The organism is Acidihalobacter sp., assembly GCF_037381185.1.
Taxonomy (GTDB): domain Bacteria; phylum Pseudomonadota; class Gammaproteobacteria; order DSM-5130; family Acidihalobacteraceae; genus Acidihalobacter_A.
The window spans coordinates 23,877-45,271 of the sequence record NZ_JARRQY010000007.1 but is presented as its reverse complement, the minus strand read 5'-3'; the positions used below and the strand labels follow the sequence as shown (position 1 = coordinate 45,271).

Annotated in this window: 23 protein-coding genes; 17 read left to right on the top strand and 6 right to left on the bottom strand. The window is 62.5% G+C overall.

What is annotated here, in order from left to right; genetic code table 11:
- Positions 1-64: 64 nt before the first annotated feature.
- Positions 65-1,579 (bottom strand): acetyl-CoA hydrolase/transferase family protein, encoded by a 1,515-nt coding sequence (locus tag P8014_RS03485; protein WP_337815920.1) that lies wholly within the window; start codon positions 1,577-1,579, stop codon positions 65-67.
- Between the two features lie 181 nt (positions 1,580-1,760).
- Here P8014_RS03485 and P8014_RS03480 point away from each other — a divergent pair, with 181 nt between their 5' ends.
- Complete coding sequence (locus tag P8014_RS03480) at positions 1,761-2,663, top strand: alpha/beta hydrolase (protein ID WP_337815919.1); 903 nt, start codon at positions 1,761-1,763, stop codon at positions 2,661-2,663.
- Between the two features lie 97 nt (positions 2,664-2,760).
- Positions 2,761-3,282 (top strand): GNAT family N-acetyltransferase, encoded by a 522-nt coding sequence (locus P8014_RS03475; protein ID WP_337815918.1) that lies wholly within the window; start codon positions 2,761-2,763, stop codon positions 3,280-3,282.
- A 73-nt stretch (positions 3,283-3,355) separates the two neighbouring features.
- On the opposite strand, the gene P8014_RS03470 is transcribed toward P8014_RS03475, so the two are convergent.
- Positions 3,356-3,724, bottom strand: coding sequence for a VOC family protein (locus tag P8014_RS03470; protein WP_337815917.1), 369 nt, complete (start codon positions 3,722-3,724; stop codon positions 3,356-3,358).
- 190 nt (positions 3,725-3,914) lie between these two features.
- Between P8014_RS03470 and P8014_RS03465 the strand changes: the two genes are divergently transcribed.
- Positions 3,915-4,601 (top strand): YafY family protein, encoded by a 687-nt coding sequence (locus P8014_RS03465; protein WP_337815916.1) that lies wholly within the window; start codon positions 3,915-3,917, stop codon positions 4,599-4,601.
- Positions 4,602-4,640: 39 nt separating this feature from the next.
- Here the strand turns inward: P8014_RS03465 and P8014_RS03460 are convergent, their stop codons facing one another.
- Entirely contained in the window at positions 4,641-5,939 is a 1,299-nt protein-coding gene (locus tag P8014_RS03460) for a tryptophan--tRNA ligase (protein ID WP_337815915.1), read from the bottom strand.
- A 225-nt stretch (positions 5,940-6,164) separates the two neighbouring features.
- Here P8014_RS03460 and P8014_RS03455 point away from each other — a divergent pair, with 225 nt between their 5' ends.
- Positions 6,165-6,635, top strand: coding sequence for a GNAT family protein (locus tag P8014_RS03455; protein WP_337815914.1), 471 nt, complete (start codon positions 6,165-6,167; stop codon positions 6,633-6,635).
- A gap of 25 nt (positions 6,636-6,660) precedes the next feature.
- Positions 6,661-7,260, top strand: a complete 600-nt coding sequence (locus P8014_RS03450) for a glutathione S-transferase family protein (RefSeq protein ID WP_337815913.1) — start codon at positions 6,661-6,663, stop codon at positions 7,258-7,260.
- A gap of 85 nt (positions 7,261-7,345) precedes the next feature.
- Here the strand turns inward: P8014_RS03450 and P8014_RS03445 are convergent, their stop codons facing one another.
- Positions 7,346-8,542 carry a benzoate/H(+) symporter BenE family transporter gene (locus P8014_RS03445; protein WP_337815912.1) on the bottom strand — a complete coding sequence of 399 codons (1,197 nt, stop codon included), beginning with the start codon at positions 8,540-8,542 and terminating at the stop codon, positions 7,346-7,348.
- Positions 8,543-8,672: 130 nt separating this feature from the next.
- Here P8014_RS03445 and P8014_RS03440 point away from each other — a divergent pair, with 130 nt between their 5' ends.
- Positions 8,673-9,242 carry a helix-turn-helix domain-containing protein gene (locus tag P8014_RS03440; RefSeq protein WP_337815911.1) on the top strand — a complete coding sequence of 190 codons (570 nt, stop codon included), beginning with the start codon at positions 8,673-8,675 and terminating at the stop codon, positions 9,240-9,242.
- Positions 9,243-9,595: 353 nt separating this feature from the next.
- Positions 9,596-10,528, top strand: a complete 933-nt coding sequence (locus tag P8014_RS03435) for an MBL fold metallo-hydrolase (protein WP_337815910.1) — start codon at positions 9,596-9,598, stop codon at positions 10,526-10,528.
- 63 nt (positions 10,529-10,591) lie between these two features.
- Here P8014_RS03435 and P8014_RS03430 read toward each other — a convergent pair whose 3' ends face one another.
- On the bottom strand, positions 10,592-11,632 hold the full coding sequence (locus P8014_RS03430) for a Gfo/Idh/MocA family oxidoreductase (RefSeq protein WP_337815909.1): 1,041 nt from the start codon (positions 11,630-11,632) through the stop codon (positions 10,592-10,594).
- 242 nt (positions 11,633-11,874) lie between these two features.
- Here P8014_RS03430 and P8014_RS03425 point away from each other — a divergent pair, with 242 nt between their 5' ends.
- Positions 11,875-12,789, top strand: a complete 915-nt coding sequence (locus P8014_RS03425) for a lipid A biosynthesis acyltransferase (protein WP_337815908.1) — start codon at positions 11,875-11,877, stop codon at positions 12,787-12,789.
- 6 nt (positions 12,790-12,795) lie between these two features.
- Here the strand turns inward: P8014_RS03425 and P8014_RS03420 are convergent, their stop codons facing one another.
- Positions 12,796-13,464: a tyrosine-protein phosphatase gene (locus P8014_RS03420; protein ID WP_337815907.1), complete on the bottom strand. Its 669-nt coding sequence runs from the start codon at positions 13,462-13,464 to the stop codon at positions 12,796-12,798.
- Positions 13,465-13,580: 116 nt separating this feature from the next.
- Between P8014_RS03420 and nudF the strand changes: the two genes are divergently transcribed.
- The 9 genes from nudF to P8014_RS03375 all read left to right on the top strand — a co-directional run bounded on the left by nudF (position 13,581) and on the right by P8014_RS03375 (position 21,380).
- Entirely contained in the window at positions 13,581-14,171 is a 591-nt protein-coding gene (gene nudF / locus P8014_RS03415; protein WP_337815906.1) for an ADP-ribose diphosphatase, read from the top strand.
- Positions 14,172-14,327: 156 nt separating this feature from the next.
- On the top strand, positions 14,328-14,696 hold the full coding sequence (locus tag P8014_RS03410; protein WP_337815905.1) for a response regulator: 369 nt from the start codon (positions 14,328-14,330) through the stop codon (positions 14,694-14,696).
- Positions 14,697-14,716: 20 nt separating this feature from the next.
- Complete coding sequence (locus tag P8014_RS03405) at positions 14,717-15,046, top strand: STAS domain-containing protein (RefSeq protein ID WP_337815904.1); 330 nt, start codon at positions 14,717-14,719, stop codon at positions 15,044-15,046.
- Positions 15,047-15,097: 51 nt separating this feature from the next.
- On the top strand, positions 15,098-15,304 hold the full coding sequence (locus P8014_RS03400) for an Hpt domain-containing protein (RefSeq protein ID WP_337815903.1): 207 nt from the start codon (positions 15,098-15,100) through the stop codon (positions 15,302-15,304).
- A gap of 340 nt (positions 15,305-15,644) precedes the next feature.
- Positions 15,645-16,037 carry a CheR family methyltransferase gene (locus P8014_RS03395; protein ID WP_337815902.1) on the top strand — a complete coding sequence of 131 codons (393 nt, stop codon included), beginning with the start codon at positions 15,645-15,647 and terminating at the stop codon, positions 16,035-16,037.
- A 1,148-nt stretch (positions 16,038-17,185) separates the two neighbouring features.
- Entirely contained in the window at positions 17,186-18,220 is a 1,035-nt protein-coding gene (locus P8014_RS03390; RefSeq protein WP_337815901.1) for a methyl-accepting chemotaxis protein, read from the top strand.
- A 27-nt stretch (positions 18,221-18,247) separates the two neighbouring features.
- Complete coding sequence (locus P8014_RS03385; protein ID WP_337815900.1) at positions 18,248-18,616, top strand: response regulator; 369 nt, start codon at positions 18,248-18,250, stop codon at positions 18,614-18,616.
- 200 nt (positions 18,617-18,816) lie between these two features.
- The gene (locus tag P8014_RS03380; RefSeq protein ID WP_337815899.1) at positions 18,817-19,146 is read left to right on the top strand and encodes an STAS domain-containing protein; all 330 of its coding nucleotides are present in this window, start codon (positions 18,817-18,819) and stop codon (positions 19,144-19,146) included.
- On the top strand, positions 19,143-21,380 hold the full coding sequence (locus P8014_RS03375) for a chemotaxis protein CheA (RefSeq protein ID WP_337815898.1): 2,238 nt from the start codon (positions 19,143-19,145) through the stop codon (positions 21,378-21,380). Before P8014_RS03380 ends, P8014_RS03375 begins: the two co-directional genes overlap by 4 nt.
- Positions 21,381-21,395: the final 15 nt, after the last annotated feature.

The following is a 21,395-nucleotide window of genomic DNA, read 5'->3' as shown; positions in this document are numbered from 1 at the left end:
CCTACAAGAATAGGCAGCTTGACGATCGCCAATCGACCCTAGAAAACCGCCTCTGTGATCAATCCTATTCCCGCATCGTCCCCGTCTCGATAAAACGCTCATGCCAGGACAGCGCCTCGGCAGGCAGGGACGGTGATTGCTGGCCGAATGCCTGTCCCTGTGCGCGACGGAAGTAATCATTCAGCGCGGGCCGATAGTCGGGATGGGCGCAGTTGTCGATGATGGCACGGGCACGCTGCTTGGGCGAGAGGCCTCGCAGGTCGGCCAGCCCCTGTTCGGTGACAATGACCTGAACGTCCTGGGCGATGTGATCGACGTGGCTGGCCTGCGGGACAATGGCTGAAATCTTGCCATCCTTAGCGGTGGACGGGGTCATGAAGATCGAAACATAAGCGTTGCGGGCGAAATCGCCAGAGCCGCCGATGCCGTTCTGGATCCGTGATCCCATGACGTGGGTGGAGTTCACCGCGCCGTAGATGTCGGCCTCGATAAGGCCGTTCATAGCGATGCAACCCAGGCGCCGGATAAGTTCTGGGTGATTGCTGATCTCCTGTGGCCGCAAAATCATCTTGTCGCGGAAGCTCGCCATGTCGGCATTAAGTGCTGCGGCCGCCTCGGGGCTGAGCGAGAAGGCGGTGGCCGAGGCCATGCGCAGCTTGCCGGCGGCGAGTAGGTCCAGCATGCCGTCCTGGATGACTTCGGTATAGGCGGTCATGTTCTCAAAAGGGCTGTCGAGCAGTCCGGTGAGAACCGCGTTAGCTATGTTGCCGACGCCGGATTGCAGCGGCAGCAGCGAGGCCGGCATGCGTCCCTTAGCCATCTCATGGCCGAGGAATTCCAGCAGATGGCCGGCGATGGCTTGCGCCACGGCGTCTGGGGCGGCGAAAGGCAGGTTGCGATCCGGCCCATGGGTTTCGACCACGGCGGCGACCTTGTCGGGATCGCAGCGGAAATAGGGTTCGCCGATGCGCTGGTCGGAACGCACCAGCGGGATCGGTACGCGGTTGGGAGGCAGCGCTGTACCGTAGTAGATGTCGTGCATGCCTTCCAGCGCGGCATTCTGCCAGCTGTTGACCTCTAGGATCACGCGCTGGGCACGGTCGAGCCAGGTCTTGTTGTTGCCTATGGAGGAGGAGGGGATGAGCGAGCCGTCGGGGCGGATGCCTGAAACCTCGACGACGGCGGTGTCGAGAGGTCCAAGAAACCCCTGCCAGGCCATCGGCGCCACCTGGCTCAGATGCATGTCGAAATACTCCATCTCGCCACGGTTTATCTTCTCGCGGGCGATAGGGTCCGAATTGTAGGGCAACCGGAATTCCACACCGTCTGCCTTGGCCATTGCACCGTCTAACTCGGGGCCGGTGGAAGCGCCCGTCCACATGCGCACGCTAAAGGGCTTCCCGGCGGCGTGTTCGGCTTCGATGCGCGCCGCCAGCGCTAGCGGCACGGCCTTGGGATAGCCGGAGCCGGTGAAGCCGCTCAGCCCCAGCGTGCTGCCGGAGTCGATCAGCGAGGCCGCGTCTTCGGCACTCATGACTTTGCGACGCAGGCGGTCGCAAGCGATACGTTTCTGGTCCATCAGTCACTCCCGTGTTGCTTCCTGCAGCGTATCGGGCCCAGTCCCGGGCCAATTTTTCGCCTAGGCCCCGCACGGAACCTGGCAGTTTATGTGAAACTCATAAATCATAACTCTGAAGCGAGATCGGTGCAGGCCGACTCTTCCTCGTCGCCATCAATCAGCTGCTAATCTGGAATCGAACGTGCAACCCGGACAGGAGGAACGACGGTCACAGGCAGCATGCGGCCAGCCTTCCGGCGATCTGCTGTTGAACACGGATTGCGGGCGGTTCGCCGCGCGGGATTTCGGTGGGCGCGGCGGCGATGCGCTTCTCGTGCATGGCACGGGGCACAATCTCGAGGTGTGGGAGCCGCTCGTCGAGCGACTGCGTGACGACTTTCGGCTGATGGCGTTCGACTTGAGAGGTCATGGCTGGACGTCCGTGGATTCGACGGACGCCGAACAGTACTGGAGAGATATCGGCGCCGTAATCTCCGCGCTTGGCCTTGATGCGCCGCTGCTTGTCGGCCATTCGACAGGCGCCTATGCCGTGACCGCCTATGCCGCCGATGGGGGGGATTGTGCGGGCGTGGTCATGCTCGACGGCTTCGTGCTGGACGCCCGCAAGACGCCGCAGGAGGAGGCGGCCTGGCGCCTGCCGAGGGAAACGCTGTGGGAGCGTTTCCGCTATGGTTGGAAGGCTTCCCGCGACGAGATGGAAGCGTACGTCGCGACGGTGCTCGATTCTGCCGATCCGGATTACGAGGGCATCGAGCCCCGGGTGCTGGGCGCAGTGATGCGCCGTGCGTTCGTCGAGCGTCACGGCGCCTGGCTGCGCCGCCCGAGCCTGGATGACCTGGAAGCGGTGTGCCGCAGCGATGCGGCAGCCGACATCTATCCCGAGATAGGGATATACGATCGCATCGGCGTTCCGGCCGGGTTCGTGTTGGCCGGTCGCGGCTCCTATTCGGCGCGCCGTCGTGAGGTTGAGGCGCTGGCCGCGGATGCTGGCAATCGCCATTTCGCCGAGATCGACAGCGGCCACAACGTGCATATGCAGAAGCCCGGGGAAGTGGCCGCATTCATTGCGAACCATTTCCGCTGAGCATGCCTGGGACGCCGTGTGCGTGGCTTTTGCCGCGAGGGAAGATGCCTCACGGCCCCGATGCTCGATTCAACGTCCATTTGCCGCCGGAGTCTGCATGAACATCCAACGCCTGGAGCCAAAGCACGCCGAAGCCTATAGAGCGCTCATGCTCGAAGCGTATGCGACGCATCCCAATGCGTTCACTTCCAGCGCAGGGGAGCGTTCGGCGCTGCCGTTCGCATGGTGGCAAGGGCGGCTTGACGAAAACCCCGCCGCGGGGCAGGTCGTATTCGGCGTACTGCAGGGCGGCAGGCTCTGCGGGGTCGCCGGTCTGTCATTCGAGACGCGGGAGAAAGCGCGCCACAAGGCGACGCTGTTCGGCATGTACGTTCCAGCGGCGCAGCGCGGTCTCGGCTTGGGCAGGCGGCTGGTGTCGGCCGCGCTCGAATATGCGCGTTCCCGTCCCGGCGTTCGATTGGTGCAGTTGACGGTGACCGAGGGCAGCGCGGTCGCCGAAGCGCTGTACGCGCGCTGCGGATTCGTGGCATTCGGTGTGGAACCCATGGCCATGGCGGTCGAAGGTGGTTTCGTTTCCAAAGTGCACATGTGGAGCGCTCTGGCGGCCGAAGCTGTCTGAGGCGACGCCTGCCATACACGACGGAGGCCGTGCCCGAAGTTGCGAACATGGCCTCGTTTGACGGCGTGTCGGGTTACTTGGCAGCGTGTACCCCGATGCGGTTGCCCTCGGTATCGATGAAAATGCCGATGTAGCCTATGTCGTCGTTGATCAGCGTCTTTTCCAGTACCACAGTCCCGCCGGCGGTGCCGACGCGACTCAATACCATGCCGATGTCGGGGCTGGCGTCGAGATAGATCAGCGTGCCGGTATTGCCCGGCTTCAGTTCCGGCATTTGAGCCACCGCGCCGGACGTAGCAGGAGCCTCGTAGGGAAAGATTCCCATTTTCGCGCCAGACATATCCTCAAGCCGCAGCGTCGTGCCGAAGACAGTCTCGTAGAATTTGATTGCGCGGCCGAAATCGGCGGCGGGGATTTCAAACCAGTTTATGACGTTTTTCATCGCTAGAGCCTCATGGTTGCGGAACAAGTGCCGGGTGTCCTCCGGTTTGGACAGCCTAGACGGCGGCTGCTGACAGCCTTTTGTCAGGAGAGAAGAGCCGAATTTCCCGATATGTGCGGGTAACTGACACCCCGTTGGCAGGAAGTCGGGGCTAAGCTGATGGACGTGACGGGTGTATGGAGGGGAATGAATGGCTATGCGACGGGCCGACCGCTTGTTTCAGATCATTCTGTTGCTCGGCCGCGGACGGGTGCTCACGGCGCGCCGCATGGCCGAGGAATTGGAGGTTTCGGAGCGTACGATTTACCGCGACGTGGCTGATTTGGCCGCTGCCGGCGCGCCTATCGATGGCGAGGCGGGTGTGGGTTACCGTCTGCGTCCCGGCTATCAGGTGCCGCCGTTGATGTTCGACACCGAGGAGTTGGAAGCGCTGGCCTTGGGCGCGGGCATGGTCCGGGCCTGGGCCGATGCGGAATTGGCCAAAGCGGCGGGGCGCGTGTTGGCCAAAGTCGATGCCGTGCTGCCGGATCGACTGCGCGGACGCTGGGACAAGGAGAAGCTGCTGGCGCCGGACGTGTTCGTCAGTCCGGCTACCGTGAAGGGCATGACCCAACTGCGCAGAGCCATCGATCAGCGCTTCCTGGCGCATCTTCGCTACCGGCGGGACGACGGCGAGACGTCCGAACGCGTGGTCTGGCCGCTCGGACTGGTGTTCTGGGGCGCGAAGTGGACACTGGGGGCCTGGTGCGAGTGGCGCGGAGATTTCCGCACTTTCCGCCTCGACCGCATCCAGGCGCTGGAAGTGCTGCCCTCGCAGTTTCCCGACATGCCGGGGCGGCGCTTTCGGGACTACATTGTCTATGCGCGAGGCGAGTGAACGGCGTGGCGTGTCGCTATTCGCTCGCGCTGCGCGGCGTCAGGATGCTTCGGCAAGCGCCGTCAATGCCGCCTCGACTTCGCTGGTGGCTACGCTTTCTCCCAACTCGACGGGGGCCTCGGTCAGGGCGGTCGAGCCTTCGCGTTTGAGCCTGCCGATCCATTGCCCGGCTTCCCGGCCCGCTTCGAAACCCCGGCTCTGCAGCAGGAGGCGGCCGTCGGCTGCGGTCAGCTTGAAGTAGAAGCGCCCGTCGGCTTCGCGGTATTGCTTGAACTGCGGCGGAGCCTGCTTATCGGTTTGGCCTTCGCGGCGTTCGCTGCTCCGGCGGAAAGCGCGCAGGCCGACGGCTTCGCGCAGCCGTGCGAGGAAGGGGGCGGCGAGCGCACGGGCGCGGGCGGCGCCTTGCTGCATGATGTCTTCGACCCGTTCGGGCTGTGCCATGAGTTCGTCATAGCGCGCACGCATGGGGCCGATTTCGGTTTCGATACGCTCGACCAGGCGCTGCTTGGCCTCGCCCCAGGCTAGGCCGCCGCGCAGGTCATCGCGGAACGCGCGAGCCTCGTCGGCGCTGGCGAAAGCGTCGAAGAGGGTGCTCAGCGCCGTGCTGTCGGGATCCTTGGGTTCGCCGGGCAGGCGCGAATCGGTGACGATGCGTGCAACCGCGTCCTTGAGTGCGCGGGAGCCGCCCTCGAACAGGGGCACGACGTTGTCATAGCTCTTGGACATCTTGCGTCCGTCGAGTCCCGGCAGCAGTTCGATATTGGCGTCGACCACGGCCTCCGGAAGTACGAACAGCTCCTCGCCGCCACCGAACAGATGGTTGAAGCGTTGGGCGATGTCGCGCGTCATCTCGATGTGCTGAACCTGATCGCGCCCTACCGGCACTTGATGTGCGTTGAACATGAGGATGTCCGCAGCCATCAGGACCGGGTAGCTGTAGAGCCCCATGCTGACGCCGAGGTCGGGGTCCTCGCCGGCCGCCTGGTTCTGGTCGGTGGCGGCCTTGTAGGCGTGGGCGCGGTTCATCAGCCCCTTGGCCGTGATGCAGGTCAGCAGCCAGGTCAATTCGGGGATCTCGACGATGTCGCTTTGGCGGTAGAACACGACGCGCTCGGGGTCGAGGCCGGCGGCAAGCCAAGTGGCCGCCAAAGCCATCCGTGAACGTTCCACCCGCGCCGGATCGTCACACTTGATCAGTGCGTGGTAGTCAGCCAGGAAAAAGAAGCTTTCCGTATCCGGACGGCGGCTGGCCGCGATGGCCGGGCGGATGGCTCCGACGTAGTTGCCGAGGTGGGGCGTGCCGGTCGTCGTGATGCCGGTCAGAACGCGTTGGGTCATGCGTGGGTCCCGAGTGTTGTGAAGCGGGCAGCAGTTTACCCTGCGCGAAGGACCACGTCAGGTCGGAAATGGTCCCGATGGTTAGGGAGGATGTCGCCGGCATGTCGAATCGCGGCGCCGGCCGCGCCGTTTACAGGGTATGCTGGCGACTGTAGCAGGACACTGCGAGTATCAGTTCAATAACTTGATTTTGTTTTTATAAAACCTCCTTACTAGATTGAATTCATGGAATTGTTTCTAAGGAAGCCCAAAGGGGATGACTACCCGGTGATTGCATCGTGGATAGGCGATGCCGTCGCTTGTGCACGATGGGCCGGTCCCCATGTGACATACCCTTTCGCGGCGCAGGATCTCCCCGAAGTGTTGGACATGCAGGAACGGCGCAGCCGAGTGCTGGGGAGCGCGGATATATCGCAGCCGCTCGGTTTCGGACAGTTTAGGACAATCCGGGAGGGCGAGGTGCACCTAGGCCGCATCATCGTGGCGTCCGGATATAGAGGCCGCGGACTGGGAAAGCAGATGTGCCGTCTGCTCATGCAGGAGGCGACGGCCGAAACCGGGGTCGATGTGTTTACCTTGCGCGTCTATCGTGATAATCCAGCCGCTCGCGCGGTATACATGGCACTCGGCTTTCAGCCTTTTGAGGCCGAATCGGACGCCGATCTGCTGTTCATGCGTGCAATCGTGCCGGCATAACTCATAGCTGGAGAGACGGAACTCAATGGTAAAGATCTACGGTGATGGACAATCCGGCAACTGCTACAAGATCAAGCTGCTGGCGTCTCTGCTGGATATCCCGCACGAATGGGTGCCGATGGACATCCTGGGCGGGGATACGCGAACCGAGGCGTTTCTGACGCTGAATCCCGCGGGCCAGATTCCCGTGCTCCAACTCGATGACGACCGGGTGCTGACCGAGTCCAACGCGATCCTGAACTATCTTGCGGACGGCAGCTCATATCTGCCGATGGACGCCTTCGCCAGAGCGATGGTGCTGCAGTGGCAGTTCTTCGAACAGTACAGCCACGAACCCTGCATTGCCGTGGCGCGTTTCATCAGCAAGTATCTCGGCATGCCTGAGGAGCGCAGAGCCGAGTACGCTGCGAAGCAGGAAGGCGGACATCGGGCGCTGCGCGTGATGGAGCGTCAATTGGAGCAGACGCCTTTTCTCTGTGGCGCCGCAATGACGATCGCAGACATCTCTCTGTACGCGTATACCCACGTGGCGCACGAGGGTGGTTTCGAATTGGCGGGTTATCCGGCCATCGGGCGCTGGCTGGATCGCATCGCAGGGATGCGCGGCTACGTCGGCATGGTCTGATCGGTTCTTGTCCTGATGTCCGGCGCCGGATCAGGAACGGCGCTTTACTTCGGCGAGACCTTTCGGAGCCTTGGCGCGGCCGCAGTCAACGTGCATCGCTATCGCTTCGTTGTTCTCTTTTGGGGCTGTGTAGCACCAGTCTGGCCGTGATCCCCGCGACCAGCCCCCAGAATGCAGGGCCGACGCCGAACAGCGTGAGTCCCGAGGCCGTGACCAGAAAGGTGATCAGCGCTGCCTCGCGCTCGGTGATGTCATTCAGCGCGGCGTGCAGGCTGTTGCCGATGGTGCCGATCAGGGCCAGGCCGGCTATGGCGAACACGAAGGCCTGGGGAAAGGCCGCGAACAGGGCGGCGACGGTGGCGCCGAACAGACCGATCAGCACATAGAACAGACCGGCGCTGACTGCGGCCATATAACGCTTGTTGCGGTCGGAGCCGGCATCCTCGCCCATGCAGATGGCGGCGGTGATGGCGGCTAGGTTCAGTGCGTAGCCGCCGAAGGGAGCGAGCAGCAGCGTTGCGGCGCCGGTCACGGTCAGCAGTGGCGAGAGCGGGGCCTTGTAGCCGTTGGCGCGCAGCACGGCCAGGCCGGGCACGTTCTGGGACGTCATGGTGACGACGAACAGGGGAATGCCTGCGCTGATCAACACGGGCAGGGAGAACTCCGGCCAGGTGAAGATCGGCTGCGCCAGTTCCAGGTGGATGCCGCGCCAGTGCAGCTCGCCGCTCAGTGCGGCGTACAGCAGGCCTGCCAGCAGCACCAGCGGCACGGCATAGCGCGGCAGCGTGCGCCTGCCGAGCAGATAGACGCCCAGCATCAGACCGACCAGTGCCAGGTCGCTTTGCAGCGCGGCGAAGGCGTGCAGGCCGAACTGCAGGAGGATACCCGCGAGCATTGCCGAGGCCAGGGATTGAGGTACATGGCGCAGCAGACGTTCGAATACGCCGGTCCAGCCGACCAGCACGATCAATGCGGCGGAAAACAGGAAGGCGCCGGTGGCCTCGGTCAGCGTGACGCCGCCTAGCCCGGTGACCAGCAGCGCCGCGCCGGGCGTCGACCAGGCGGTGAGGACCGGTTCGCGGTAGTACAGCGAGAGCGCGATGCTGGTGAGGCCCATGCCAAGCCCCAATGCCCAGATCCAGGAGCCGATTTCGGCCTGACCGGCGCCGGCGCTCTGCGCGGCTTGGATCACGATGACCACGGAACTTGTGAAACCGACCAGTACGGCGACGAATCCCGCCGTCAGATGCGTGAGAGAGAAGTGGGCGAAGCTCGGTTTCAAGCGGGCGTTCCTCGCGGGCTGTGATTTTGTGCGTTATAGCGCACATGCTTTTCGAGACTAACACCGTGCGCTATAACGCTCAATGTTTGCTGCGTGATGCGGTATCGATCGATGAGGACATGATCCGGTTATGGATATAGGAGATCATCTGGCCGCGCGTCTCAGGGCGCTACGGCGGGAGAAGGCGTGGAGCCTGGACCGCGCTGCTCAGGCCACCGAGGTCAGCAAGGCAATGCTGGGACAGATCGAGCGGGGCGAGTCGAGCCCGACCGTGGCGACCCTGTGGAAAATCGCGGCCGGCTTCGGCGTCTCGTTTTCAGGCCTGCTGGTGCCGCCACCGCAGCGGCTGGAGCGGCCGCTGATCGTCCGTCGCTCAGCTTCCGGCCCGGTGCTGGCCGAAGACCGCCTGCAGATCGTGCCGCTTTTCCCCTTCGAGCGCCGCTTCGGCTTCGAGCTGTTCGAGTTGACGCTGGCGCCCGCTACGGAACATCTTTCGCAAGCGCACGAGACGGGCGTGGTCGAGCATGTCATGGTGCTTTCGGGGGAGATGGAACTTCTGCTGGACGGTCGCTGGCTTCGGGGCGTGGCCGGAGATGTGGTGCGTTTTGCCGCCGACATGTCCCACGGGTATCGCAACCGGGGAACAATTCCTGCAGTCTTTCACAATCTGATTCATTATCCGCCGGATGCCGGTGGCTGAATGAGTCGCAAAGTGGATACGCCCGGGAGATAGCGAATGGCCGCGTATGACTAGGATCTCACACTATTGCGCGATGAGCCGTTGCGCCCGGTTGACTGCCGATCAAGGCGCGAGGAGAGTGATTTGATCATTCCAAATGAACGACGAGCAACGCTGGGTGGCGGTCAACCGGACACAACCCGCAGGGCCGGGTCGCTTTTTTCGTCCCGCGGCGTTGCTGCTCGCTCATGTGGTCGGGCTACACTACGCTCGCAGCGCTTTGCGAGCCACGAAAAGCGATCCCGGCAGCGCATCGCGCAATAGTGTGAACAGGCCTTATGCTTTTCCGCTCCACGGAAGAAACTATGGTGATCATGGACGCTGACTACGGGATTCATACGATCGATACGGGCTTCAAGTGCCCGCATTTTGACGCGGCCTATCTGGTGGTCGAAAACGGCCGAGGGGCCTTCGTCGATACCGGTACGCATCACAGCGTACCGCGTCTGCTGGCAGCCTTGGACGAGGCCGGGGCGGCGCGTGAGGATGTCGACTGGGTGATCCTCACTCACGTTCATCTGGATCACGCCGGCGGCGCCGGCGAACTGATGCGGCATTTGCCGAATGCGCGGCTCGCCGTGCACCCGCGCGGTGCGCGTCACATGATCGATCCGGGCAAGCTATGGGCTAGCGCTACCGCGGTATATGGAGAGGCGAGGATGAAGGTCGACTACGGGCATGCCACGCCGGTTGATCCCGCGCGGGTGGTGGAGGCCTGGGACGGCGAGCGTCTGGCGCTGGCGGGGCGCGAGCTGGCGTGCCTGGATACGCCCGGCCACGCACGCCACCATATCTGCATATGGGACGAGCGCAGCCGCAGTTTTTTCACCGGCGATACCTTCGGTCTGTCGTATCGCGAGCTGGATACGGAGCGCGGGCCGTTCGCGCTACCGACCACAACGCCGGTGCAGTTCGACCCCGATGCCTTGCACGCATCCATTGACCGGCTGCTGTCCCACAATCCGCAGGCTATGTACCTGACCCACTACGGCAGGGTGGAGGATCTCGTACGCATGGCGGATGACCTGCACCGCAGCATCGACGCGATGGTCGAGGTGGCGTTGGCGCATGCGGAGGAACCCGATGCACACGCCGGCATTGCGGAAAGCCTCGCCCTGCTTTACGCGCAGGATCTCGCGGCGCATGGTGTGGCGGACGGGCGTGAGGCGGTGCGCACTCTGCTGGAAGATGACGTCGAGTTGAACACCCAGGGGCTGATGGTGTGGCTCGGACAGCGGCGGCGCTGAAGCGTGGCTGCAAGGGCGCAGCGGTAGCGCTGCGCCCTTGTGCTTGCGCCGCTTTCGGATTTTTCAGAGCGGCACGCTGCCTCCTTGCGTGTGGGAGAGCTGCGCGGCCTGAATGATTTCCAGTACATCGACCGCGTCTTGCGGATCGACCGGCAGCGGTCCGCCGCTGCGCAGCGCCTGCAGTAACTGAATGTAGAACTGCGGATAGTCTCCGGGCAGGGAGGGGATGCGGCGGCGGTCGGAGTCGGTACCGAGCCAGCCGTGCCGGGCGGCGTCTTCCGTACCCCAGTTCGACAGCCCCGGGCGCACCCCTCGTCGTAGCGCGTCTTCCTGTGGATCGAGCCCGTACTTCACATAGGCGCCACGCCTGCCGAGCACGCGCAGGCGCGGGCCGAGTTGCGCGGTGACGCTGCTCATCCAGAGGTGTGAACGCACGCCGCCGGCGTGCGTCAGCGCGACGAAGCTGTCGTCGTCGACCTCCGAGTCCGGATAGCCGCGATCGAGTTCCGCGTAAACCTGTCTGACCGGTCCGAACAGCTGCAGGGCCTGATCGATGAGGTGGCTGCCTAGGTCGAACAGAATGCCGCCTGCGTCTTCACGCATGGCGCTGCGTCTCCAGCCCGGCTTGGTTTCCGGGCGCCACCGTTCGAAACGGGACTCGAAGCGGTGAACCTCGCCCAGCGCGTCCTGCTCCAGCAGCGAACGCAGGGTGAGAAAATCATTGTCCCAACGCCGGTTCTGGTAGACCGTTACGCGACGGCCGCAGCTTTCGGCAAGGGCGATCAGCGCACGGGCCTCCTCCGCACTGGGTGCGAACGGCTTGTCGACGACCACGTGCACCCCGGCGTTGAGGGCCGCGCGCGCCAACGGCATGTGCGTGCTGTTGGGGGTGGCGATCACCACGACGTCCAGTTCGTGGGCGTGTTGCCACAGGTCCTGAGGTTCGGGGACGACGGTGGCTTCCGGGTGTTCGCCCAGCGCGTTGCGGGAGCGTTCCGGTGAACTGGTGACGATGTGTGTGAGGCGCAGGCCAGGCGTGGCGGCGATCAAGGGAGCATGAAAGAAGGCGCCGGCCAAACCGTAACCGATCAGTCCGACGTTCAAGGACTGTTTCCGAATTGTAGTGCTTGGCATTTAATTTCCTATTAAAACAGTTTACAAGAAAACTTTATTAAAGTTATCTATCAGGTTGTGGTGGTCCGTAGCATGTAGCTTCATTAGCCTAGCGTACTGCGGCACGCCCATGAATCCGGGTTTCGTGTGCGCTGTGCTACCATCGCGCGCCATGTCAGCTCCGTCCGATTTCCCCGCTGCAGGTCAGCGCCGCCTCTCCCTGGAAGCCGCGCATGGCTGAACACGAAAAGCCGCCTCTGGGTATACGCCAGTGGCCCGGCTGGCTGTTGGTCGGATGCATCTGGGCGACCCATTGGGTGTTGCCCCGCGCATTGCGGCGGCGCGTCGGCCGCGCGCTCGGCGGGCTGGCCTGGCGTTTCAACAAGGGGCCACGCCGGGTCGCGGAAATCAATCTGAACCGCTGCCTGCCGGAGCTGGATGCGAGTGCCCGCACGGCGATGATACGCGAGCATTTCAGGCTGATGGGGCAGGCGATCTGGGACTATCCGCTGGCCTGGTTCGGCAGCCGAGCCCGGCTGGCCCGCGAGGTCGACATCGACGGCCTGGAGCATCTCGACGCGCTGCGTGAGCAGGGACGCGCCGTGATCCTGATGGTCGCGCATACCGCCGGCCTCGACATCGCGCCTCCCAGACTGGGTATGGAGGGGCCGATGTACGGCCCCTACAATCCGTTCGACAACGCGCTCGCCGACTGGCTCATCAGCCATGGCCGAGGCCGTTTCGGCAATCGTCCCGTGCCGCGCGAAGCGGGCTTGCGAGGCTTGCTGCGGGCGCTGCGCGGCGGCGGCGTGCTGTACTACCTGGCCGACGAGGACTATGGACGCGAGCGCTCCGAGTTCGTGCCGCTGTTCGGCCACCTCAAGGCCACGCTGCCGATCATCGGCCGGTTGGCGCAGGCAAGTGGTGCCGCGGTGCTTCCCACCATGACGATCTACGATGAATCGACGCGCCGCTATCGGATCATTCTCGACCCGCCGTTGACGGATTTCCCCAGCGGTGAAGCCGAGCGGGATGCCAGACGCATGAACGAGGCGCTGGAAGTGCAGATTCGCCGCTATCCGGCACAGTACATGTGGACGCTCAAGCTGTTCCGCACCCGTCCCGAGGGCGAACAGGGCTGGTATTGACGTCCGTTATTCGCGACGCAGTACGCGGTCGACCAGCGCATTGAGCCAGCGGTTGCTGCGGAAGCTTCCGCGCACCGCTTCCTGGGTGTATTCGTTGCGAATCCACTCTTCCAGGCTGATGCCGGTCTCACGCCGTGCTTGCTGATAGCATTCGAAAAAGTGATCCAGCATGCCGGTGCGGGCGTGCCGATAGTGCCAGTACGGCCACAGGCGCAGCTGTCCGGTTTCTTCCAGCGGGACGTTTTCGACCCAGTGCAGGTAGAGTGTCGCCATGAATCCGGCCCGATCTGCGCCCGACATGCAATGAAACAGCGCCGGATATTCGATGTCCTGCAGCAGACGCTTGGCCTCGAGCAGGACTTCGGGGCGATGGGTGTCGCGTGAAAAGAGTCTCAGGTCGACGTGGCGCACGCCTTCGCGCCGGCACAGTTCGCGCTCCAGGGCGAGCGTCGGCGTTTCGACGGGGCCGCGCAGGTTGACGACCGTGCGCAGGCCATGTCGGCGGATCCGTTTGACCAGCATCCACGGTGGCAACTGCCCGGAACGGTAGGCTCGGTTTCCGACCGGGTGGAAATTGGTGGTCAGCAGCAGGCGTACCCAGCCGTGTTCGTGCACCAGGGCGTGCCAGTAGGCCCAGAGGCGCTGCAGCGGGGTGAGGGCCGGAGGTTCTGACATATCGAAATGAGGGGCGGGAGCTTGCGTGTCGACGAGAGCCCGCTAGTTTACGCGATGTGGATGGGCCCGTGCCGTCCGCAAAGCATCTGATGCCGCCGTTGCGAGGAGTATCGAGGATGAAATGGGAAATCATGGAAGAGGAACTTTGCTATCAGGGCTTCTATCGCCTGCTGCGCTACCGCGTGCGGCATGCGCTGTTCGAAGGCGGCATGGGCGAGCCGATCGTGCGTGAGCTGCTGGTACGCGGCCATGCGGCCGGCGTACTGCCCTACGATCCGGTGCGCGACGAAATCGTGCTGGTCGAACAGTTCCGCATCGGTGCGCTCGAATCGTCGCGCAGTCCCTGGCTGATCGAAATCGTCGCCGGCCTGGTGGAGGAGGGTGAAAAACCCGAAGAGGTGGCGCGGCGCGAGGCGCTCGAGGAGGCCGGTTGCCAGGTGCAGGAACTGGAGCATATCTGCAGCTACTACTCGAGTCCGGGCGGCAGCAATGAGCGCGTCAGTCTCTACGTCGGCCGTGTCGACAGCGCTGGACTGGGCGGCATTCACGGTTTGGCTCATGAGGGTGAAAACATCCGCGTTGAGGTGCGCCCGGCCGAGGAGGCCTTCGAACAGGTCGCGTGCGGCCTGATCGACAATGCGGTGAGTATCATTGCCCTGCAGTGGCTGCAACTCAACCGTGAGCGCTTGCGCGCCGCCTGGACTTGAATGGGCCAGTTACCCAACGCGAGGCGTAGTGTATCGCTAGATTCATAGTGCGGCCGCCACAAGCAATGCCGAAGTGCCGCAGGGCAAGGCCGCTGTGGTCGCCGATGGCGACATCACTTTTTTCTGAAGGCTGTTGAATACCGAAGGGGTAAGTACATGGCGAAGACGGTAATGATCGTGGACGATTCGGCCTCGCTGCGCCAGGTCGTGCGTATGGCTCTGAGCGGTGCCGGTTATCAGGTCATGGATGCCGGCGACGGGCAGGAGGCGCTCGACAAGCTCAACGGCAACAAGGTCCATCTGGTGATCAGCGACGTAAACATGCCGCGCATGGACGGCATCACGTTCGTGAAGACACTCAAGCAGAAGCCCGAGTACCGTTTCCTGCCGGTGATTATGCTGACTACGGAGGCGGGAGAGGCGCGCAAGGACGAGGGACGCGCAGCTGGCGCCAAGGCCTGGATGATCAAGCCTTTCCAGCCGGCGCAGATGTTGGCGGCCGTGTCCAAACTGGTCGGACCGTAGGCAGCGTTGCGAGACTCGGCATGGATATCCAAACTCAATCGACGCCGGAGCAGGGCAGTGTAGTTCTCGCCGGCGAGCTGGATATCCACGGGGTGGCCGAGGCCAACGAAACTTTGCGCCGTGTTCTGAACGAGGCGGAGCGGGTTGAGGTCGACCTGCACGACGTTGAAGCAATCGACGGCGCGGGCTTGCAGATGCTGATGGCGATCAAGTTCGAAACGGTACGGCTGAACCGCGAGTTGCTCCTTCGCAGGCATAGCGCAGCCGTCATCGAGGCGATCGAACTCGTCCAGCTGAACGCCTTTTTCGGCGACCCTGTGGTGCTACGCGCCGAGGTTTCCAAGATATGAGCGAACCGTTCGACATGAGTGCCGCGCCGGCGACCTTGCCGAGGTGGAGACTTGCTGCTCGGTTTCGAGAACGATGGCATAGCCGCGGACGAGATCAACGCGCTATTTCGCGCCGCTCATCCCTTCAAAGGTTCTGCCGGACTGTTCGGGCTCGATTACATCGTCGACTTTGTCTTCGGGACGGATAACGAATACCGCTACGACCTGAATTCACACCTTGAGACATCGGAAGGCCAAGCACGTACTCCTGCCACGTAAGAACAGCGCGGCCGATGCAGCGGTAGTCGAGGACGAGGGCGAGTTCGTGCGCTTCTAGGGCCTGCGTACACTACTGCGCGGTGCGCTGTTGCGCCCGGTTGCTAGTCAATCAAGGCGTGAGGAGAGAGGTCTGGTCATTCCAAACTGAACGACGAGCAGCGCTGAGGGGCGGCCGGGCGGACGCTACTCGTAGGGCCGGTTTGCTCAAGTAGTGTACAAAGGGCCTAGGGAGGCATGATGGAATACACCGAGAGCGCGTACTCGCATGATCTGGTGCCGATCGGTAGTTCGTCGGCCGGGGTCACGCAGCACCTGAGTTTCAGTCTGGGCGGGGAGACGTTTGCGGTCGATATCTGCCATATCCGCGAAATCATCGAGTACGAAGAGGTCACCGCGGTACCATCGTATCCAGAAACATCTGCTGCAAACCTATTGCCTGCGCGGCGTTGGGTCCAAACAGGGCGGGTTCGTCGTGGACAGGCATTTGCGCGAACGCATCGAGTTCCGTGCGGTCAATCTGATCGAGCAATTGCCCGAGATCGACTTCTTCGATGTCGTGTTCCTGCGTAATGTGATGATCTACTTCGACCAGAACACCAGACGCAGCGTCTGCAAGCGACTGTTGACCCGCATTCGACCCGGTGGCTATCTGTTCGTCGGCCATTCGGAAAGTCTTCGCGGCATGTGCGATGAACTGCTGTCGGTGTCGTCTTCGATCTATCGCCGTCTGTGAACACGGCCGTCGACCTCAGTGGGATTTTTCTCGAACCCGGAGGATTTTACTTCGGCGTCCGGGAGGACGTGAGGGGCAGGACACTGCTGGGCTCCTGCGTTGCCATGACACTGTGGCATCCCCGGCTGCGTGTCGGAGGTATCGCGCACTTCATGCTCCCCAGTCGCTCGCGACTCCGTCGAGCGGATGAAGCTCTGGATGCCCGCTACGCCGACGAAGTGATCGAGTTGTTCTGCCTGCGTGTACGTGCACTGCGCACTCGTCCTTCAGAGTACGAACTCAAACTGTTCGGCAGAGGCAACATGTTTCCGCACAGGGTGCGCACGAGGGACTGCGCGGACGTATCCAGTCGCAACGTGCAGGGCCGCACGTCGCCTCGCGGAAGAACACGGCTTCGTACTCAAGGCGGAACATCTTGGTGGCATAGGACATAGAGTGCTGATTTTCGATCTGCGCGATGGCGTGGTCTATCTGCGTCACACGGGAGAGGTCCAGTCGCCGGGAACGGGAACCGCGTGAGCACCGTTGGCGACTCCGCGGTGGTGCTCCGGGTGCTTGGTGTATCCCGACCGCGGATCGCAGCATTGAGGTCATCGGCGTTGCCCGAGTCTTTTTCGTTTTGCTGAGCGTCATGTCAGGAGAGGCCGATGGTGATCTGCTCGGCGTTAACCGAAATGGGCGCCGCTCAGCATCTCCGCCGGTAGCTCCGTGTGGTTTGGAAGAGTGGCTCGGAGCCTGGGAAATAGAGAGGGCGGTGTGGGTGAGAGTGAAGTGAAAACGAGGGACGGACTGTATCCGTGATAAATTATCAAATCATAAATATTCAATTTCAGGGAATTTTTTCACCAAACAACTACCACTAAAAAAATATCGGCTTTACTATCAAGAAGACGATCGAACCGCCGATACGGGTAGCAAATGGCCAGAGTCGAGGCGCGGCACGGTGTCTGTGCCTTTGCGAGGTGGCATATGAAGGAATCATTACTATGAACGGTTCACCGGTGCGTTCGCAGGGCGTGGCGAATGGCGATGGGGCTTCGCGTGATTCGGCGGCGCGGGGACTGCGGCGTTCGTCGTACTGGGTTGCCGCCGTAGCACTGGCGGGTCTTCTGCTGGGCCTTGTCTGGCCCTGGTTCATATGGCCGGCGGTGCTGGCGGTGATTGTCGCCACGTTTCTCGTCGAACGCAGCTCAAGGCCGGCGATGGCGATTGCCGAGATCGAAGAGATGCCTGTCTCTTCGGACGACGAACTCGCGGCAGCCTTGCGCCACGCCTGCAATACCGCGCTGCCTATTCTGGCACGTCAGATAGAGAGCGGACGGAAGCAAAGCGAGGAGGCCATCATTTCCCTCAGTTCCCGCTTCCAGGCTCTCATCGAACGACTGGAAGCGACCGTCGAGGCCGCATCCAGAGTGACGAGCGGAGATGGGGAAACCGGTTCCGGCGGAACCATTCGCAGCAGCGAAACGGATCTTCACAGCGTCCTCGACGCATTGCGCGTGGCGGCCAAGCGCCGCGACGCGGTGACCAGCGCCATCGGTGGCTTGGACGAGCATGCGGCTGCGCTGCACGGCATGGCCACGGAGGTCGGAGCAATTGCCTCTCAGACGAATCTGCTTGCCTTGAATGCGGCCATCGAGGCTGCTCGTGCGGGTGAACAGGGGCGCGGGTTTGCGGTGGTCGCCGATGAGGTTCGCAAACTGTCCGCGCAGTCCAGCGATACCGGGCACCGCATGGTCGAGAACGTGAAACTGATCAGCAATGCGCTTTCGGGCGTGAGCGAGGCGGTGGTGCAGGCCGGTGCGGAAGAAGGCGAGGCGTTGACCTCGGCAGAGTCGGCGATTGGTGACGTGCTGCAGCGTTTTCAGGCGTATTCGGTCCAGATGCAGGAGCTGGGATCGGAAGTCGAGAATGAAACAGGCGGTATCAGAGAGGAAGTGACGCAGATGCTTGTGTCGCTGCAGTTTCAGGATCGGGTAAGCCAGATCCTGGCCCATGCGCGCGATAGCCTCGAGAGTCTGACGACGGAAATCGAGCAGATGCAGGGGAGCGTCGGTGAACATGAGCGCATCGTGCGTTGGCTCGATGAGATAGAGCGCCAGTACACGACCGAGGAACAGAAAATGAACCATCGGGGTAAGACCGAGGGAGTCGCCGGTGGCGGCGATGTCACCTTTTTTTGAACGGTTAGACACTGGACGGGTGAACTCATGGCTAAGACCGTAATGATCGTGGACGACTCTGCCTCATTGCGACAAGTCGTGCGCATGGCCCTGAGCGGCGCCGGTTATCAGGTCATGGAAGCAGGCGACGGGCAGGACGCGCTGGACAAGCTCAATGGCAACAAGGTTCATTTGGTGATCAGCGATGTGAATATGCCGCGCATGGACGGCATTACGTTTGTGAAGATACTCAAACAACGTCCCGAGTACCGCTTTCTCCCGGTGATCATGTTGACCACGGAGGCTGGTGCGACGCGTAAGGATGAGGGACGCGTAGCGGGCGCCAAGGCCTGGATGGTCAAGCCCTTCCAGCCGGCGCAGATGCTTGCGGCCGTGTCCAAGCTGCTCGGGCCCTAGGGCCTCACGCTATCGTGTGACGCGCTAAGCTGGCCGCCAAGCAAGGCGCAGGGAGAGAGGTTTGGTCATGTCAAAGGCGACTAGCAACGCTGAGTGCCGGTCAATCGGATGCGACCCGTAGGGCAGGGTTATGAAAAGCGGCCGAGGCAGCCCGGTGCTAAGTAGTGTGAACATAGTCAAGGCAACGAGGAGAGACTGGCATGGATATCCAAGTCCAATCGAGCCCAGAGCAGACGAGTGTGTCATTCTCCGGCGAGCTGGATATCTACGGCGTGACCGACGCCAACGAGGTTCTGCTCGGGGCGTTGAATGATGCGCAGCGGGTTGAAGTCGACTTGCACGATATCGAGGCGGTTGACGGAGCGGGGCTGCAGATGTTGATGGAGGCTAAGCTCGAGGCTGTGAGACTGGGGCGCGAGTTGTCGTTGGTTCAGCATAGCGAAGCGGTGGTCGAGGCGATCGAATTGACTCACCTGACGGCCTTTTTCGGGGATCCGATGGTGCTGCGTGCCGAGGAGGGGAAAGCATGAGCGAGCCGTTCGATCTGAGTGCTGCGCTGGCGACCTTCATCGAGGAAGCAAACGAACTCTTGAGCGAGATGGAGTCTCTGCTGCTCGGCTTCGAGAACGATGGCGTGGCGCCCGACGAGATCAATGCGCTGTTCCGGGCGGCGCATACGCTCAAAGGGTCCGCGGGGTTGTTTGGCCTGGATTACATCGTCGACTTCGCGCATGTCATGGAAAGCATGCTTGACAGAGTGCGCAGCGGCGCACAGGTGGTGGACTCGTCGGGCATTCAGGCGTTGCTCGAGGCCCGCGATCATCTTGCGACTCTGGTCGATGTCGCTGAGCAGGGCGGAGATCCGGATGCCGGGACGCTGAGCCTGAGTGCTGCGTTGGGCGAGCGGCTAGGAGCGGTGCCGTCTGCGCCGGCGAAACCGTCGTCGAGTGTACCGGCCACGGCGGGTGATGCCTCGTTGCTGCCGGCAAGTGACGCTGTCGAAAGCGTCATCTCCACGTTGACGCGCCGCGAGTCGCCCGGCGGCTGGCACATATCGCTGCGTTTCGGTCCGGATACCTTCCGCAACGGCATGGATCCGCTGTCGTTTATTCGTTATCTGGGCAGCCTTGGCGAACTGGTTGGCGTGAAGACGATGCTCAACGGCGTGCCGGAAGGGCAGGACTTCGATCCGGAGTGTTGCCATCTCGGTTTCGAAATCAATTTCCGCGGCGACATCGACAAGCAGACGATCGAAAATGTCTTCGAGTTCGTGGAGGACGATTGCGAGGTCCGCATTCTGCCGAGTTCGGCGAAGCTGCAGGCCTTCGTCGAATTGATCCAGACTCTGCCCGAGGACGATATACGTCTGGGCGAGATTCTGGTTGGCGTCGGCACGCTGACCGAACGTGAACTGCAGGAAGCGTTGAGGTTGCAGGCCGAGGCGGCGGACAAGGCGGAACCTTTAGGCCAGGTGCTGGTTGGGCGCGGTGTAGTGGAGCCCCGCGTCGTCGAAGCGGCGTTGGAAAAACAGTCGCGGGTGAAGGAGACGCGCGCCCGCGACTCGCGTGTGGTGCGCGTGCAGGCGGACAAGCTCGACACCCTGATCGATGGGGTGGGCGAACTGGTGATCGCCACTTCCGCAGTGATGGAACTTGCCACGCAGGCCCACAATCCGGCTCAACTGCAGGCGGCAGCCGAGGTGGCCAGGTTGGTCGAAGTAATCCGCGAAGACGCGCTGCGCCTGCGCATGGTGGAGATACGTGATACCTTCACGCGCTTTCATCGCGTGGTTCGCGACGTTGCGCGCGAGGTGGGCAAGGAGGTGCAGCTGGCGCTGCGCGGCGAGGATACCGAACTCGACCGTGCCGTGGTCGACAAGATCGCCGACCCGCTGACGCACATGGTGCGCAACGCCATCGATCATGGCATCGAAACGCCGAATGTGCGTACCGCAGCTGGCAAGCCGGCGCAGGGCACCATCCGTCTTCAGGCCTATTACGATTCGGGCAACGTGGTGGTTGAAATCGTCGACGACGGCGCAGGGCTGGACCCGGTCCGAATTCGTGCCAAAGCCGTCGAGCGCGGGCTGATCGAGCCGGATGAGCAGCTCGGCGAAAGCGAAATTTTCCCGCTCATCTTCGAGCCCGGTTTTTCCACGGCCGAGAAAGTCAGCGACCTGTCGGGACGCGGGGTGGGGATGGACGTGGTCAAGCAGGTCATCGCCGGGCTCCACGGTAGCGTCGAGGTGGAGAGCAGTCAGGGCGAGGGTACGCTGGTGCGACTGAGATTGCCGCTCACGTTGGCGATCATCGACGGTTTCCTGCTAGGCGTCGGCGATGCGCGCTACGTGCTGCCGCTGGACAGTGTGGTGGAGTGCACGGACTTTTCCGGCGTGGAGGAGCACTCGGGCTACGGCGACTACATCAAGCTGCGCGATGCGGTGCTGCCCTATTTGCGACTGGACGATTTCTTTGGCCAACGTCGCGGCGCCGTACAACGTGAAGGACTGGTGGTGGTGCAAAGCGGGAGCGAGCGGATTGGCTTGGTTGCCGGTGAATTGCTGGGAGAGATCCAGGCGGTGATCAAGCCCTTGGGCGAGCTGTTCCATCACCTCAAGGGAATCGGGGGATCGACCATTCTGGGCAGTGGCAGGCTGGCTTTGATTCTCGACGTGCCTGGGCTGATCCAGGCTGCGGTACAGAACGAAACCTCCGCACGGCGGACGGAGTCTCCGGGAAGGATAACGAATACCGCTACGACCTGAATTTACACCTTTCAA

Bases quoted from the DNA above. Each gene is read 5' to 3' on its own strand.
- P8014_RS03470 (WP_337815917.1), bottom strand. From the start codon at position 3,724: ATGAAAAACGTCATAAACTGGTTTGAAATCCCCGCCGCCGATTTCGGC.
- P8014_RS03440 (WP_337815911.1), top strand. From the start codon at position 8,673: ATGGATATAGGAGATCATCTGGCCGCGCGTCTCAGGGCGCTACGGCGG.
- P8014_RS03375 (WP_337815898.1), top strand. From the start codon at position 19,143: ATGAGCGAGCCGTTCGATCTGAGTGCTGCGCTGGCGACCTTCATCGAG.
- P8014_RS03380 (WP_337815899.1), top strand. From the start codon at position 18,817: ATGGATATCCAAGTCCAATCGAGCCCAGAGCAGACGAGTGTGTCATTC.
- P8014_RS03385 (WP_337815900.1), top strand. From the start codon at position 18,248: ATGGCTAAGACCGTAATGATCGTGGACGACTCTGCCTCATTGCGACAA.
- P8014_RS03485 (WP_337815920.1), bottom strand. From the start codon at position 1,579: ATGGACCAGAAACGTATCGCTTGCGACCGCCTGCGTCGCAAAGTCATG.
- P8014_RS03405 (WP_337815904.1), top strand. From the start codon at position 14,717: ATGGATATCCAAACTCAATCGACGCCGGAGCAGGGCAGTGTAGTTCTC.
- P8014_RS03410 (WP_337815905.1), top strand. From the start codon at position 14,328: ATGGCGAAGACGGTAATGATCGTGGACGATTCGGCCTCGCTGCGCCAG.
- P8014_RS03455 (WP_337815914.1), top strand. From the start codon at position 6,165: ATGGAATTGTTTCTAAGGAAGCCCAAAGGGGATGACTACCCGGTGATT.
- P8014_RS03450 (WP_337815913.1), top strand. From the start codon at position 6,661: ATGGTAAAGATCTACGGTGATGGACAATCCGGCAACTGCTACAAGATC.
- P8014_RS03435 (WP_337815910.1), top strand. From the start codon at position 9,596: ATGGACGCTGACTACGGGATTCATACGATCGATACGGGCTTCAAGTGC.
- P8014_RS03465 (WP_337815916.1), top strand. From the start codon at position 3,915: ATGGCTATGCGACGGGCCGACCGCTTGTTTCAGATCATTCTGTTGCTC.
- P8014_RS03460 (WP_337815915.1), bottom strand. From the start codon at position 5,939: ATGACCCAACGCGTTCTGACCGGCATCACGACGACCGGCACGCCCCAC.
- P8014_RS03475 (WP_337815918.1), top strand. From the start codon at position 2,761: ATGAACATCCAACGCCTGGAGCCAAAGCACGCCGAAGCCTATAGAGCG.
- nudF (WP_337815906.1), top strand. From the start codon at position 13,581: ATGAAATGGGAAATCATGGAAGAGGAACTTTGCTATCAGGGCTTCTAT.
- P8014_RS03425 (WP_337815908.1), top strand. From the start codon at position 11,875: ATGGCTGAACACGAAAAGCCGCCTCTGGGTATACGCCAGTGGCCCGGC.
- P8014_RS03420 (WP_337815907.1), bottom strand. From the start codon at position 13,464: ATGTCAGAACCTCCGGCCCTCACCCCGCTGCAGCGCCTCTGGGCCTAC.